This window comes from Caulobacter sp. GW821-FHT11A05 (assembly GCF_058809015.1).
On sequence record NZ_JBXASF010000005.1, the window covers coordinates 1 to 13,127 of the forward strand.

Annotated in this window: 13 protein-coding genes; 1 reads left to right on the forward strand and 12 read right to left on the reverse strand. The window is 68.1% G+C overall.

Annotation, left to right across the window (positions count from 1 at the left end; translation table 11 throughout):
• Positions 1 to 293: 293 nt before the first annotated feature.
• The 3 genes from AC1RSK_RS08875 to petA are packed head-to-tail and all read right to left on the reverse strand — an operon-like array spanning position 294 to position 3,011.
• Positions 294 to 1,139, reverse strand: coding sequence for a cytochrome c1 (locus AC1RSK_RS08875; protein WP_492907140.1), 846 nt, complete (start codon positions 1,137 to 1,139; stop codon positions 294 to 296).
• 7 nt (positions 1,140 to 1,146) lie between these two features.
• Positions 1,147 to 2,466 (reverse strand): cytochrome b, encoded by a 1,320-nt coding sequence (locus AC1RSK_RS08880; RefSeq protein WP_492907141.1) that lies wholly within the window; start codon positions 2,464 to 2,466, stop codon positions 1,147 to 1,149.
• Positions 2,467 to 2,468: 2 nt separating this feature from the next.
• The gene (gene petA, locus AC1RSK_RS08885) at positions 2,469 to 3,011 is read right to left on the reverse strand and encodes a ubiquinol-cytochrome c reductase iron-sulfur subunit (RefSeq protein WP_492907142.1); all 543 of its coding nucleotides are present in this window, start codon (positions 3,009 to 3,011) and stop codon (positions 2,469 to 2,471) included.
• 243 nt (positions 3,012 to 3,254) lie between these two features.
• On the opposite strand from petA, the gene hemF reads away from it, so the two are divergent.
• Positions 3,255 to 4,127: an oxygen-dependent coproporphyrinogen oxidase gene (gene hemF / locus AC1RSK_RS08890; protein ID WP_492907143.1), complete on the forward strand. Its 873-nt coding sequence runs from the start codon at positions 3,255 to 3,257 to the stop codon at positions 4,125 to 4,127.
• Between the two features lie 365 nt (positions 4,128 to 4,492).
• Here the strand turns inward: hemF and AC1RSK_RS08895 are convergent, their stop codons facing one another.
• The 9 genes from AC1RSK_RS08895 to AC1RSK_RS08935 all read right to left on the reverse strand — a co-directional run bounded on the left by AC1RSK_RS08895 (position 4,493) and on the right by AC1RSK_RS08935 (position 13,037).
• Complete coding sequence (locus AC1RSK_RS08895; protein ID WP_492907144.1) at positions 4,493 to 5,152, reverse strand: Isoquinoline 1-oxidoreductase subunit; 660 nt, start codon at positions 5,150 to 5,152, stop codon at positions 4,493 to 4,495.
• Between the two features lie 37 nt (positions 5,153 to 5,189).
• Complete coding sequence (locus tag AC1RSK_RS08900) at positions 5,190 to 6,449, reverse strand: CCA tRNA nucleotidyltransferase (RefSeq protein WP_492907145.1); 1,260 nt, start codon at positions 6,447 to 6,449, stop codon at positions 5,190 to 5,192.
• Between the two features lie 266 nt (positions 6,450 to 6,715).
• Positions 6,716 to 6,895 carry a hypothetical protein gene (locus AC1RSK_RS08905; protein WP_492907146.1) on the reverse strand — a complete coding sequence of 60 codons (180 nt, stop codon included), beginning with the start codon at positions 6,893 to 6,895 and terminating at the stop codon, positions 6,716 to 6,718.
• A 42-nt stretch (positions 6,896 to 6,937) separates the two neighbouring features.
• A complete protein-coding gene (locus AC1RSK_RS08910) occupies positions 6,938 to 7,570 on the reverse strand; it encodes a CoA pyrophosphatase (RefSeq protein WP_492907147.1) in 633 nt (210 codons plus the stop codon).
• On the reverse strand, positions 7,567 to 8,151 hold the full coding sequence (locus tag AC1RSK_RS08915) for a DUF1285 domain-containing protein (RefSeq protein WP_492907148.1): 585 nt from the start codon (positions 8,149 to 8,151) through the stop codon (positions 7,567 to 7,569). Before AC1RSK_RS08915 ends, AC1RSK_RS08910 begins: the two co-directional genes overlap by 4 nt.
• Positions 8,152 to 8,207: 56 nt before the next feature.
• On the reverse strand, positions 8,208 to 8,777 hold the full coding sequence (locus tag AC1RSK_RS08920; RefSeq protein ID WP_492907149.1) for a GNAT family N-acetyltransferase: 570 nt from the start codon (positions 8,775 to 8,777) through the stop codon (positions 8,208 to 8,210).
• A 143-nt stretch (positions 8,778 to 8,920) separates the two neighbouring features.
• The gene (locus AC1RSK_RS08925) at positions 8,921 to 9,214 is read right to left on the reverse strand and encodes a putative quinol monooxygenase (RefSeq protein ID WP_492907150.1); all 294 of its coding nucleotides are present in this window, start codon (positions 9,212 to 9,214) and stop codon (positions 8,921 to 8,923) included.
• Entirely contained in the window at positions 9,214 to 10,779 is a 1,566-nt protein-coding gene (locus AC1RSK_RS08930) for a class I adenylate-forming enzyme family protein (RefSeq protein ID WP_492907151.1), read from the reverse strand. Before AC1RSK_RS08930 ends, AC1RSK_RS08925 begins: the two co-directional genes overlap by 1 nt.
• A 194-nt stretch (positions 10,780 to 10,973) precedes the next feature.
• Positions 10,974 to 13,037, reverse strand: coding sequence for a 3-hydroxyacyl-CoA dehydrogenase NAD-binding domain-containing protein (locus AC1RSK_RS08935; protein ID WP_492907152.1), 2,064 nt, complete (start codon positions 13,035 to 13,037; stop codon positions 10,974 to 10,976).
• Between the last annotated feature and the right edge of the window lie 90 nt (positions 13,038 to 13,127).

The following is a 13,127-nucleotide window of genomic DNA, read 5'->3' on the forward strand; positions in this document are numbered from 1 at the left end:
TCCTCAAGAGCCAATCCAGAAAATGATGTGTCAGCTATGTCCCCGAACACCTGTCAGGCATGTCCCCGGGCTGAACACTTGTGCCTAGGATCCCGGGTTCAGCCGCGACAGGCCCGTGCCCTGGAGGCGCGGCTGCGCCTCCACCCCACCGCGAGAGAAAGCCGACAGCGGGATCCTAGGCACAAGGCCTAGAATGACGATAGCGGAGGGGAGGGGGCGGGGAGGTTCACACCCACCAATGAAAAAGGGCCCGGATCGCTCCGGGCCCTTCGTCATTTTTCAGAACTGAAAGCCTAGTGGCTCTCGTTCCGCCAGACCCGGCGGTAGCTCATGTAGAGCAGGCCGCTGAACAGGATCAGGTAGATCATCACGGCCAGGCCCATCTGGTTGCGCTCTTCCAGCTTGGGCTCGGCGGCCCACATCAGGAAGGCGGCGACGTCGACGGCCTGCTGGTGCGCCGTCGACTTCGTGCCGTCGTCGAAGGTCACCTTGCCGTCGGCCAGCTGCGGCGGCATGGCCACGAAGCCGCCGGGCGGGGCGTGTTCCTTCGAACCGGTCCAGCCGGCCGAGACGTCGCCCGGGAAGTAGGCGTTGTAGTGCTGGCCGGTCGGCACGGTCAGGCCCTTGGGCGGAGCCTCGAAGCCGGTCAGGAAGGCGGCGAGGTATTCCGGGCCGCCCGAACGGGCCTTGGCGATCACCGACAGGTCCGGCGGCAGGGCGCCGCCGTTGCCGGCGCGGGCCGCGTAGTCGTTCTTGTAGGGCGACGGGAACTTGTCGGCCGGGACGGCGGGACGGGTGATCTCGTCGCCGGTCTCGGTGTCGATGTCCGGCACCTGGATGTCGGCGGCCAGCGCCTTCACATAGAGGTTGTCGTTCGGGTTGCCCCACTTCTTGTCATAGAAGGGGCCGCCCTTGTCGCCGAGGTTGCGGAACGACAGCAGCTTCATCGAGTGGCAGGCCGAGCAGACCTCCCGGTAGACCTTGTAGCCGCGTTGCAGCTGGGCCTGGTCGAACTTCCCGAAGGGGCCTTCGAAGCTGTAGGCGATGTCGTGCGGATGCTTGGCCCCGCCCGACGCCAGGGCGGGGGCCGCCACCAGCGTCGTCAGAGCCGCCGCGATCAGGGTGAGTTTGCGCAGCATCTGAGGCTCAGCCCTTCTTTTCGGCGTCGGCCGTGGCGCCCGCGGGCGTCGTGGCGGGGTGGGACAACGCCGGCGCGGCGATGGTTTCAGGTGTCGGCAGCGGGGTCTCGATGAGGCCCAGCAGCGGCATGATCACGATGAAGTAGGCGAAGTAGTAGAGGGTGGCGAGACGCGACAGCCAGACCCAGCTGTTGAGATCGCTCTCGAGGATCTTGATGGTCTCGAGGCCCGGGATCACCTGGTCGTCCGGCAGCTTGGCGCCGCAGAAGCCGAGGATGACGCAGACCACCAGCAGGATGATGAAGTACAGCTTGGCCATCGGCCGGTAGCGCATCGAGCGCACCTTCGACGTATCCAGCCAGGGCAGGGCGAACAGCACGCCGATGGCGCCGAACATGGCCGCCACGCCCATCACCTTGTCCGGCACGGCGCGCAGGATGGCGTAGAAGGGCAGGAAGTACCATTCGGGCACGATGTGCGCCGGGGTCACCAGCGGGTTGGCCTCGATGTAGTTGTCGGCATGGCCAAGGGCGTTGGGCATGTAGAAGACGAACACCGCGAAGAGGATCAGGAAGACGCTCATCGCGAAGCCGTCCTTCACCGTCGCATGCGGGGTGAAGGGCACGGTGTCGGCCTTGGACTTGGGGTCGATGCCGGTCGGGTTGTTCTGGCCGACCACATGCAGGGCCCAGATGTGCAGGATCACCACGCCGGCGATCATGAAGGGCAGCAGGTAGTGCAGCGAGAAGAAGCGGTTCAGGGTGGCGTTGTCGACGGCGAAACCGCCTTGCAGCCAGGTCAGGATCGGGCCGCCGATCAGCGGGATGGCCCCGATGATGTTGGTGATCACGACCGCGCCGTGGAAGCTCATCTGACCCCAGGGCAGGACATAGCCCATGAAGGCGGTGGCCATCATCAGGAGGTAGATGACGCAGCCCAGGATCCACAGGATCTCACGCGGCGGCTTGTAGCTGCCGTAGTAGAGGCCCCGGAACATGTGCAGGTAGACCGCGATGAAGAACATCGAGGCCCCGTTGGCGTGGGTGTAGCGCAAGAGCCAGCCGTAGTTCACGTCGCGCATGATGTGCTCGACGGAGGCGAAGGCGCCGCCGGCCGACGGATTGTAGTGCATCGCCAGCACGATACCGGTGACGATCTGCACGCCCAGGCACAGGGCCAGGATGCCGCCGAAGGTCCACCAGTAGTTCAGGTTCCGCGGCGTCGGATAGTCGACGAAGCTGTCCCAGACCAGGCGGGTGACGGGAAGGCGCTGGTCGAGCCAGCGGGTGATGCCGGTTTTCGGCTCGTAAGTGGAATGTCCGCTCATCGTCAGCCGATCTTGACCTTGGTGTCGGAAAGGAAGGCGTAGTCCGGAACCACGAGGTTCTTGGGCGCGGGGCCCTTACGGATGCGGCCGGAGGTGTCGTAGGTCGACCCGTGGCAGGGGCAGAACCAGCCGCCGTAGTCGCCGCCGCCGACCGTGGGCACGCAGCCCAGGTGGGTGCAGCTGCCGATCAGGACCAGCCATTGCGGCTTGCCTTCCTTGTGGCGCTGGGCGTCGGCCTGCGGGTCCTTGAGGACGGCGCTGTCGTCGCGGACGGCGGCGTCGATCTGGGCCTGGGTGCGGTTGCGGATGAACAGGGGCTTGCCGCGCCAGTTGATCGTCACCTGCTGGCCGGTCTCGATCTTGGTCAGGTCGTATTCGACGCTGGCCAGGGCGAGGGTGTCCGCCGAGGGGTTCATCTGGCTGACCAGCGGCCAGGCCACCGCGCCGACGGCGCCGCCCGCCGCGGCGATGGCCGCGATGTAGATGAAATCGCGCCGGGAGGGATCGTCCCCGGCTTCCGTGGAATGAACGGCGCTGTCGGCCACCTGCAGGTCACCCTTCGCAATCGCCGGCCCCGGAGGAGAGGTCGGCTCTAAGGAAAAATCCCGGTCGTTGCTCGGACTGCCGCAAAGCGTACGGCGGGCGCACGCGATTCGACGGGCCGCCCCAGCAAGCTCCCGTGGCCGGATCGCTTAGAACCTACCCGACCCTTTTTCAACCGGCTGTGATCGGAAAAGGATGCGAGGGGCCGCATGGACCTGGGCCGCGATGCGTATAAAAGGCCCGGCATGACCGACGCCGCCCTCCTCGAAACCCGCAAGTCACGCGCCCAGGCCTGGTTCGAAGCCCTGCGCGATCGCATCCTCCAGCGCTTCGAAGCCCTGGAGGACGCCGCCCCCGCCGACCTCTATCCGGGTCAGCCCGGGCGCTTCGAGAAGAAGCCCTGGGTCCGCGCCGCCGGCGGCGGCGGGGTGATGTCGATGATGCACGGCCGCTTCTTCGAGAAGGTCGGGGTGCACACCTCCGTCGTCTTCGGGACCTTCACCCCGGAAATGGCCAAGACCATGCCTGGGGCCGAGGAGGATCCGCGCTTCTTCGCCACCGGCGTCTCGCTGATCGCCCATATGCACAGCCCGCGGGTGCCGGCCGTGCATATGAACACCCGCTTCATCTGCACGACCAAGGGCTGGTTCGGCGGCGGCGCCGACCTGACGCCGCTGCTGGGCTACCAGCGCGACCAGGCCTTCCCCGACGCCATCGCCTTCCACGCCGCCTTCAAGGACGCCTGCGACCGCTTCGATCCGGACTGGCACGCCAAGTACAAGGCCTGGTGCGACGAATACTTCTTCCTGCCGCACCGCAACGAGCCGCGCGGCATCGGCGGCATCTTCTACGACCATCACGACAGCGGCGACTGGGACAAGGACTTCGCCTTCACCCAGGCGGTGGGCGAGGCGTTCCTGGCCAGCTACCCGGCCATCGCCGAGGGCCGCATGGCCGAGCCCTGGACGGCGGAGGAACGCGAGCAGCAGCTGATCCAGCGCGGGCGCTATGTGGAGTTCAACCTGCTCTACGACCGCGGCACGATGTTCGGGCTGAAGACGGGCGGCAACGTCGACTCGATCCTCAGCTCGATGCCGCCGACGGTGAAGTGGCCCTAGGGCGCCGGGAAAATCGCCGGCAGGCGTCTGAAGGCCTGACTATCGAAGCGGCAGACCATTATACCGCCGGTCGCCGGACCAACCATAAAGGCGATGTCGCCGAAAACTCGCGAAAACCGGGCGAAATCTCATGCCCCGTTGGCTTTTGCGTGGGCCCGGGCCGCGAGGATGTGGCCCAGGGCGTTGGTCAGTGGGTTGGCCGACCCGCCGGGTTTGTTGGTCGAAAGCGCGCCGGTCCGACCAACGCCTCCGGCGAGGCCCGGCGCGAGGGCCGAAAACGTCGATGAATATGTCTAGACATATTGCGGAAAGGCCCGGCGGCCGGGGGTTTTTGGCCGGAATTCAGTGTTGGGAGCCAGCCGGCCCTAGGCCGGACAAGCCGCGCCGGTGTCGATCCACGCCCGGATCAGGTCGCCGAAGGTCTTCTGATCCCCTGGCGCCGGGACGCGGCCCTTGCCGGGGTTCCAGCCCCAGCCGACCAGTTCGTCCTCGTTCATATGGTGAAACAGCGCCTCCAGGTCCTTGCCGCCGTTGCGGGTCGGGTCCTTGATCTGGCGGCAGATCTCGCCGGGGCTCTTGCCCTGCCAGGCCATCTTGGCCGGGGCCAGGGCCCACTTCGGATTGCCCGGGATGGACTGGATGTTGTCGCCGCCGACCTCGAAGTTCCTGGCGCCATGGCAGGCCGTGCAGCGCTGGCCGGCCGGGCCGTGGCCGTCGAGGGCGCCGGTCATCGGCGGATTGTGCACCCTCATCGCCGCGCCCTGGCGGGGGGTGTTGTCGGCCGGGTGGCAATTCATGCAGCGCGGATGGGTGATCACCTTGGCGGCCTCGGCATAGAGGGCCAGGGAGCGGGCGTTCCGGTCGGTTACGCCGTTGAAGGCCGAGGCGGGCTTCAGCGCCGCCTGCCTGGCCAGGGCGGCCTCCCAGGCGGGCAGCGGACGGGTGGTCTGCGCCCTGGCCGGCATCAGACCGACGGCGGCGATGACGGCGAAGGTCGCCAGGCAGATGAAGAAGAAGGCGCGCATGGTCGCAGAACGGCGCGCTCTCAGCATGGTTGCGAAACTAGTAGGCCATCCCCTGCGCCACCGCCTTCAGCCGTTCCACGGCCGCCAGCTTGTCGTCCATGAAGTCGTGGTCGATCCACCACTCCTCGACCTCGCGCATCACCTCGCCGACCATCGGGCCCTTGGGCACGCCGGCGGCCAGCACCTCCTCGCCGGTCAGCGGGAAGGTCGGCGGCGTCCAGGTCTGGGCCAGGGCCAGCAGGCCGCGCCATTGCGGGGTGGTCGAGGGCCGGCCCGAGGCGGCCCAGCCCAGCTTGATGCGGTCGCTGAAGGCCCGCAGGCCGATCTTGTAGACGGTGCGTCGCGCCTCGCGCGGGCTCATCCAGGAGACGATGCGCGGCTCCTTGCCGGCCGCCTCGATCAGCCGGTCCTTGAGGGCGTTCGACAGCCGCAGCCGCTCGGCGGTGTCGCGGGCCACCACCGGATCGTCGGGCAGCAGGGCGGCCAGGCGAATTTCGGCGTCGGTCTCGAACAGCTGCTCGGTCTGGATGGCCACCAGGGTCTCGAACCTCGTCAGCGCCTTGACCTGCGGCAGCACCGAGGAGAGCACGCTGGTCGCCGCCATCAGCCGCAGGGCCGCGCGCGGGTCCTCGGCGGCCAGCAGCTTCAGGAGCTCCTTCTGCGTCCGCTCGGCCGCGCGGCCCGACAACATGCCCTTCAGCGCCTTGCAGGCGGTCAGGGCCGCCTGGTCAGGGTCGCCCTTGCCGTACCAGGCATGAAAGCGGAACCAGCGCAGGATGCGTAGGTAGTCCTCGCGGATACGGGTCATCGGATCGCCGACGAAGACGATGCGGCCGGCCAGGCAGTCGGCGATGCCCTCGCCGGTGGGATCGAACAGTCGGCCGTCGGCGTCGGCGTAGAGGGCGTTCAGCCGGAAGTCGCGCCGCTGGGCGTCCTCGGCCCAGTTCTTGGTGAAAGCGACGACCGCGCGCCGCCCGTCGGTCGCCACGTCGCGGCGCAGGGTGGTGATCTCGTAGGGCCGGCCCTGGCTGACGCCGGTGACGGTGCCGTGGTCGACGCCGGTCGGCACCGCCTTGAGGCCCGCCGCCTCCAGCGCCTCGGTGACCTGGTCGGGGGTCAGGGTGGTGGCGATGTCGATGTCGTCGACTTCGGTCTTCAGCAGGGTGTTGCGCACGCAGCCGCCGACGAACCGGGCGCAGCCGGCGAAGCCCTTGGCCTCAAGCGCCGTGATGACCGCCTGGGTGGCGGGCAGGGTCATCCAGGCGGGCTGGCCGATACTGTCGGGAAGGGTGGACATGGGCGTTGGCTTATCGCGGGGGATGGCCGCTGAGAAGGGGCGTTGTCTCGGCTTTCGCGCCGCGCCGCCGGTCTCCTTTCCTTTGCTGTCATCCCACGGCCGCGTAGCGGACCGGGGGACCCATTTTTCCGCCAGGCGCATGGCGTCGGCAGCTGGGGCGCCGCCGTCGATGACGGACTGACAATCCAGGCGGTTCCTCACCCACGATGGGTCCTCCGGTTCCCGCTTCGCGGGCCCGAAGGATGACAGTTTTGGGTGGGGTGGGTCTAAGCCGCCGGTTGGGGGGATTGGGGGTCATCAGAAGCCGAAGGCTTGCGGCGGACCGTAATCACGTCGCCGGCACGCGTGATCTCGACCTCGGTCCCTTCGCCGAAACCGCATCCGTCCGGCAGCAGGACGTAAGGCCCTTCGGCGTCTTCAAGAATGCGGCTCGTTGCGATGGCCATCTGGTTGGACCTCCGGAGAATAGTCTACGATTTTCCGGGCCCTCAGGCCACCGCCGCCCCATACAGGCGGTCGTACAGCGCCCGCAGCATGCCCGCCGTCGCGCCCCAGATCAGCTCGTCCTCCCAGGTCATGGCGTAGAACCGCCGGCGCTGGCCGTCGGGCATGTCGTAGTGGCGTTCCTCGTAGTTGGCCGGGTTCATCAGGAAGCCGAACGGGGTCTCGAAGATGTGCGCCACCTCCGCCTCGCTGGCGACCAGCGGCAGGTCCGGCGGCAGGAAGCCGACCACCGGGGTGACCAGGTAGCCGGTGCCGGTCCGGTAGGGGGTCGAGAGGCCCGCCAGGGTGACATGGGCGCGGTCCAGGGCGATCTCTTCCTCGGCCTCGCGCAGGGCCGCCTCGACGGCGGTCTCGCCGGGGTCCATGCGGCCGCCGGGGAAGGCGACCTGGCCCGAATGGCGGCGCAGGGTCGAGGCGCGGCGGGTCAGCAGCACCGACAGGCCCTCGGGACGCTCGATCAACGGCACCAGCACGGCGGCCGGGGTAACTGTGGTCTCGCCCGGATGCAGGTCCGGGTTCATGTCGAAGTCGGAGCGGTAAGGCCGCCCGGTGCCGCTGTCGTCCAGCGGGTCGAGGTGGTGGCTGATCCACTCGCGCAGTTCGGAGCCCGGCTTCACGTCAGATGCGCCCCGACCGGGCCGACGGGGAAGAAGGTTCCGCCGCTTTCGACGCCCAGCACCGGGCCGTCGGCGGTCAGGTGCTCGGTGGCCATCTCGACGAGTTCGTAGAAGACCGGCCGGGCGATGCGGGCCTCCAGGCCCCGGCGGACGTGGACGTAGGGGCGGGGCTCGCCGGTCGCCGGGTCGGCCTCGACGCGGATCGGATTGTCCGGGCCGGCAACCACCTCATCGCCGACGTTGGTCAGGAACTTCAGCGAAGCGCCCTCGCGGTCGACCCGCACGGCGATGAACGGCGCGTCCTCGACCGTGATCCGCATCTTCTCGACCGGGGTGACCAGGTGGAAGCCGTCCGGGTCCTTGCGCAGCACGGTCGAGAACAGCCGCACCAGCGCCTCCCGGCCGATGGGGCTGCCCTCATGGAACCACAGGCCGTCCTTGCGGATAACGATGTCGATGTCGCCGCAGTGGGCGGGGTTCCACAGATGCACCGGCGGCAGGCCGCGCGGTCCCGCCGTCTTGCCCCCCGCTGATTGGGCGGCGGCGATGACGCTCTCGAGGCCGGGCGGGGAGGAACTCATGGGGAGGGTTTAGGAGGGTTACGCGGCGGTCGGCAAGGCGCCGCGCGGACTTCGCGTCAGCCGCCCAGGCTCGCCGGCCGGTCCTGTCCCGCCGCCCAGTCCCTCCGCGTCCGGGCGTAGACGAAGCAATCGGCCGGCTCGGAGCCGAAGCCGGCGCTGCGAAGCAGGCCCTCACGGACGTAGGCGCGGCGTTCGGCGAGCTTCCAGCTGGCGACGTTCCAGGTCTCGATGAGCAGCTGCAGGCGATGGACGTCAGGCCGGGTCTCGAACAGATGATCGGTGAGGAGCCCGAGAGCCTGGCTGGCGAAGCCCCGGCCGCGATCCTGAGGGTCATGCAGGATGTAGCCGATCTCCAGGCCGTGGATGCAGGGCGCGGCGCGGTAGAACTGGGTGGTGCCCAGCAGGCGGCCGGTGGCGGTCTCGACGATGGCCGCCGCGCCGGCGTCGCGGGTCCACAGGCCGGTGTCGGCGAAGGCCCGACGCAGCTCAGCGTCCTCGTCCAGTGGCTCCTGGATGGAGACGGTGAAGGGGAAGGGGCGGATCTGGGCGAGGTCGCCGGGGCGGATGCGGCGCAGGGCGACGTCGGCGGCGGTGGCCAGGGCGTCGGAGGGATCTGACGAGGTCATGAGCAGGTCCGGGATCATAGGCAGCGGGCCCGCCGGAAGGGCGGGTGGCGTTGGGCGCCGCGCGGGAGCGGGCGCCGATGTCCAGGGTCAGGCCATGGCGGCCACTATGACCCGCCACCGGAGCCGGTCAACGGGCGGCGCGGTCAGTCCCGCGCTTCGACCGGCAGGATCTTCATCTTCGTCTGGCTGGCGGCCAGTGACCGCATCGCCTTCATGAAGGCCAGCGATTCCGGAACCTGGAAGTGGGCGTCCAGGGCGGCGCGGTCTTCCCACTCCTCGTAGAAGACCAAAGTCAGCGGGTCTTCCGCATCGATGCTGACCCCATGCTGCAGGCAGCCGGGCTCTGTGCGGGAGCGGCGGACGTGGTCCAGCGCCGCCTCAAGCATGGCGTCGAAGGTTTCCGGCCTGCCGGTGACCGTGCCGGTGACGACGATCATCAGCTTTTCGCCGGGCCGTCGTAGGCGTCGCGCAGTTCGCGTTTCAGCACCTTGCCGATGTGGCTGCGGGGCAGGGCGTCGACCAGCACCACGTCGGCCACCCGCTGGGTCTTGCCGACCTTGCTGTTGGTGAACTCGCGGATGTCCTGCGGGGTGGCGGACATGCCCTCCTTCAGAGCCACGAACGCCACCGGCGTCTCGCCCCAGTCCTTGGACGGCACGCCGACGACGGCGGCTTCCACGACGGCGGGATGCTCGACCATCACCGCCTCCATGTCGCTGGGATAGATGTTGAAGCCACCGGAGATGATCATGTCCTTGCGGCGGTCCATCAGCTGCAGGAAGCCGTCGGCGTCGAGCCGGCCGACGTCACCCGTGCGGATGTAGATGTCGCCGGTCTCCGGGTGGACCCACTGGGCCTCGGCCGTCTTGCCCGGCTGGTTGTGGTAGCCGTTCATGGTGGCGGGGCTGTAGCCGACGATCTCGCCGATCTCGCCGGTGGGGACCTCGTTCCCCTCCTCGTCGACCAGGCGGATGATGCAGCCTGGGGCCGGCTGGCCGACGGTGTGCAGCTTGTCGGGGTGTTCGTGCGCCGCCAGCATGAAGCTGCCGCCGCCCTCGGTCATGCCGTAGTACTCGATCAGGCCGCCCGGCCAGCGCTTGAGGATCTCCGCCTTCAGTTCGGCCGAGAAGGGGGCGCTGGTGCAGAACTTTCCGACATAGCTCGACAGGTCGTAGTCGTCGAAGCCCGGGAATTCCATCAGCCGGCGGTACTGCACCGGCACCAGCATGGCGTGGGTGATCTTCTGGGCCTGCGAGATCTTCAGGAACTTCTCGCTGTCGAACTTGCCCATCATGTGAACGGTGCCGCCGCCCGACAGGGTCGGGAAGAAGCAGACCAGGGTGGTGTTCGAGTACAGCGGGGTGGAGATCAGGCTGCGGGCGTCCGGGCCATAGCCGGCGCCGTCCGGGCGGATGGCGAGGTGGCGCCAGCGCATGCCGTGGCTCTGGACGATGCCCTTGGGGATGCCGGTCGTGCCCGAGCTGTAGATGATGTTGAAGGGGTCTTTCCTGTCGATGGCGACTGGGGCGGGCTTGGTTCCGGCGGGCGGCAGCCAGGCGGCGAAGCTGTCGCCGGCGTCGGACTCGTCCAGCGCGATGCGGCGGGCGGTGACCTGGTCCATGACGCCGCTCATCAGCTCGGCGACGCCACGATCGAGGAAGAACAGGCTGGCCCCGCTGTCGGCGATCATGCCGACCAGCTGTTCGGCGGTGGAGGAGGGGGCCAGCGGCGCGGCGGCGATGCCGGCCCGCAGGCAGCCCAGGAACAGCACCGCATAGTTGATCGAGGTGGTGGCGCAGATGGCCACCGCCTGCTTCTGGGCGACGCCGTCCCGCTGCAGCCCGGCGGCGACGCGGTCCATCAGGGCGTCGAGCTGGCCCCAGCTGATGGATTGGCCGTCCTGCCAAAGGGCCGGGTGGTCCGGCCGGGCGGCGGCATGCTCGCGCATGATGTCGGGCAGGTTGCCGAAGTCGGCGGCGCGGAACTGGTCGAGGAGGGTCATCGTCACGCTCTCAGTGATCCTTCTCCCGCTCGTCGGGAGAAGGTGGCCCCCGAAGGGGGTCGGATGAGGGCAGCGCGGAAGCCTGAAGGCCAGCGCCAGAACAAACTCAATCGTCGGAAGCCGGTGCTGCCCTCATCCGTCGGCTTCGCCGCCACCTTCTCCCGACAGGCGGGAGAAGGGAACGGATACGGCCGCTACAGGTCCTTGAACCCCTTGCCCTCGGCGGCCAGCTTCTCCAGCAGGGCCGACGGCTTGAAGAAGTCGCCGTGCTTGTTCTGGTAGTCCTTCAGCCGCTCGACCACCGTCTTCAGCCCGACGCTGTCGCCGTAGTGCATCGGCCCGCCGCGGTAGACCGGCCAGCCGTAGCCGTTGACCCAGACCGTATCGACGTCCGAGGCGCGGATGGCCTTGCCCTCTTCGAGGATCTTGGCCCCCTCGTTGATCATCGTGAAGATGGTCCGCTCGAGGATCTCCTCGTCGCCGATGTCGCGGGCGTTGGTGCCGGCCTTGGCGGCGAAGTCCTTGATGATCTTCTCGGTCACCGGCGAGGGCTTGGCGTTGCGGTTCTCGTCATAATCGTAATAGCCCGCGCCGGTCTTCTGGCCGCGGCGGTCCATCTCGCAGAGCACCTCGCGGATGGTCGAGGAGGAGGACTTGTCCTTGTCCCAGCCGATGTCGAGGCCGGCCAGGTCGCTCATCGCGAACGGGCCCATCGGGAAGCCGAAGTCATAGAGCACGCGGTCGACGTCCCAGGGCATGGCCCCTTCGGCGACCAGGGCCTGGGCCTGGCCCTGGCGGCTGGACAGCATGCGGTTGCCGACGAAGCCCGGGCAGACCCCGACCAGGACGCCGACCTTGCCGATGGTCTTGGCCAGCTTCATCGAGGTGGCGATGACGGGCTTGGAGGTCTTTTCGCCGCGCACAATCTCCAACAGGCGCATGACGTTGGCCGGCGAGAAGAAGTGCAGGCCGATGACGCTTTCCGGCCGGCTGGTGGCCGCGGCGATCTCGTCGACGTTCAGGTAGCTGGTGTTGGTGGCCAGGATGGCGCCCGGCTTGGCGATCTTGTCCAGCTTGCCGAAGATGTCCTTCTTGATGTCCATGTTCTCGAACACGGCCTCGATGATCAGGTCGCAGTCGGCCAGATCGGAGAGGTCGAGCGAGCCGGTCAGGGCGGCCATGCGCTTTTCGACATCGTCCTGGGTCAGGCGGCCCTTCTTGGCGGTGTTCTCGTAGTTCTTGCGGATGACGCCGAGGCCGCGATCGAGGGCGTCCTGCTTCATCTCGACGATCTTCACCGGGATGCCGGCGTTGAGGAAGTTCATCGAGATGCCGCCGCCCATGGTGCCGGCGCCGATGACGCCGACTGATCTGATCGGCAGGACTTCGACATCGTCACCGACATCGGGAATCTTGTTGGCGGCGCGCTCGGCGAAGAAGACGTAGCGCTGGGCGGCCGACTGCGGGCCGGTCATCAGCTCCATGAACAGCTTGCGCTCGACCTTCAGCCCCTCCTCGAAGGGCAGGTTCACCGCCGCCTCGATGCACTGGATGTTGGCTTCCGGGGCCTTGAAGCCGCGGAACTTGCGGGCGTTGGCCTTGCGGAAATCGGCGAACACCTGCGGGTCGGCCTTGACCTCGCGGTCACGCACCTTCTTCAGCGGCCAGTTCTCGGCCACCACCTTCTTGGCGAAGGCGATCGCGCCCTCGCGCAGCTTGCCCTCTTCGACCAGCTCATCGACCAGGCCCATGGCGGCCGCCGCCTTGGCGGGGGTGTGGCTGCCGCTGGTCATCATCTCCAGGGCCTTTTCGGCCCCGACGATGCGCGGCAGGCGCTGGGTGCCGCCGGCCCCGGGCAGCAGGCCGAGGTTCACTTCCGGCAGGCCGAGCTTGGCCGAGGGCACCGCCACCCGGTAGTGGGCGACCAGCGCCACTTCCAGGCCGCCGCCCAGGGCCGTGCCGTGGATCGCCGCGACCACCGGCTTGGGCGAATTTTCCATCATGCCCTGGACGTCGAACAGGCTGGCGCCCTTGGCGGCCCCGCCGAATTCGCTGATGTCGGCGCCGGCGATGAAGGTGCGGCCGTCGCAGATCAGGACGATGGATTTGACCGTGTCATCGGCGATGGCGGCCTTGAAACCCTCGAACAGACCGTCGCGCACGCCGAACGACAGGGCGTTCACCGGGGGCGAGTTCAGGGTGATGACGGCGACGTCGCCCTCGTTGGAGAGGTCGGTGACGGAATTGATTGCGGCCATGGCGTTGCGCCCCTATCGTCGTTGAAACGTTTGTTTGAGCGCAAACTGCCGAGGCGGACCGCCAGAGTCCAGCCCGACCTGGAGGGAGCC

Bases quoted from the DNA above. Each gene is read 5' to 3' on its own strand.
- AC1RSK_RS08875 (WP_492907140.1), bottom strand. From the start codon at position 1,139: ATGCTGCGCAAACTCACCCTGATCGCGGCGGCTCTGACGACGCTGGTG.
- AC1RSK_RS08880 (WP_492907141.1), bottom strand. From the start codon at position 2,466: ATGAGCGGACATTCCACTTACGAGCCGAAAACCGGCATCACCCGCTGG.
- hemF (WP_492907143.1), top strand. From the start codon at position 3,255: ATGACCGACGCCGCCCTCCTCGAAACCCGCAAGTCACGCGCCCAGGCC.
- AC1RSK_RS08895 (WP_492907144.1), bottom strand. From the start codon at position 5,152: ATGCGCGCCTTCTTCTTCATCTGCCTGGCGACCTTCGCCGTCATCGCC.
- AC1RSK_RS08900 (WP_492907145.1), bottom strand. From the start codon at position 6,449: ATGTCCACCCTTCCCGACAGTATCGGCCAGCCCGCCTGGATGACCCTG.
- AC1RSK_RS08905 (WP_492907146.1), bottom strand. From the start codon at position 6,895: ATGGCCATCGCAACGAGCCGCATTCTTGAAGACGCCGAAGGGCCTTAC.
- AC1RSK_RS08915 (WP_492907148.1), bottom strand. From the start codon at position 8,151: ATGAGTTCCTCCCCGCCCGGCCTCGAGAGCGTCATCGCCGCCGCCCAA.
- AC1RSK_RS08920 (WP_492907149.1), bottom strand. From the start codon at position 8,777: ATGACCTCGTCAGATCCCTCCGACGCCCTGGCCACCGCCGCCGACGTC.
- AC1RSK_RS08925 (WP_492907150.1), bottom strand. From the start codon at position 9,214: ATGATCGTCGTCACCGGCACGGTCACCGGCAGGCCGGAAACCTTCGAC.
- AC1RSK_RS08930 (WP_492907151.1), bottom strand. From the start codon at position 10,779: ATGACCCTCCTCGACCAGTTCCGCGCCGCCGACTTCGGCAACCTGCCC.
- AC1RSK_RS08935 (WP_492907152.1), bottom strand. From the start codon at position 13,037: ATGGCCGCAATCAATTCCGTCACCGACCTCTCCAACGAGGGCGACGTC.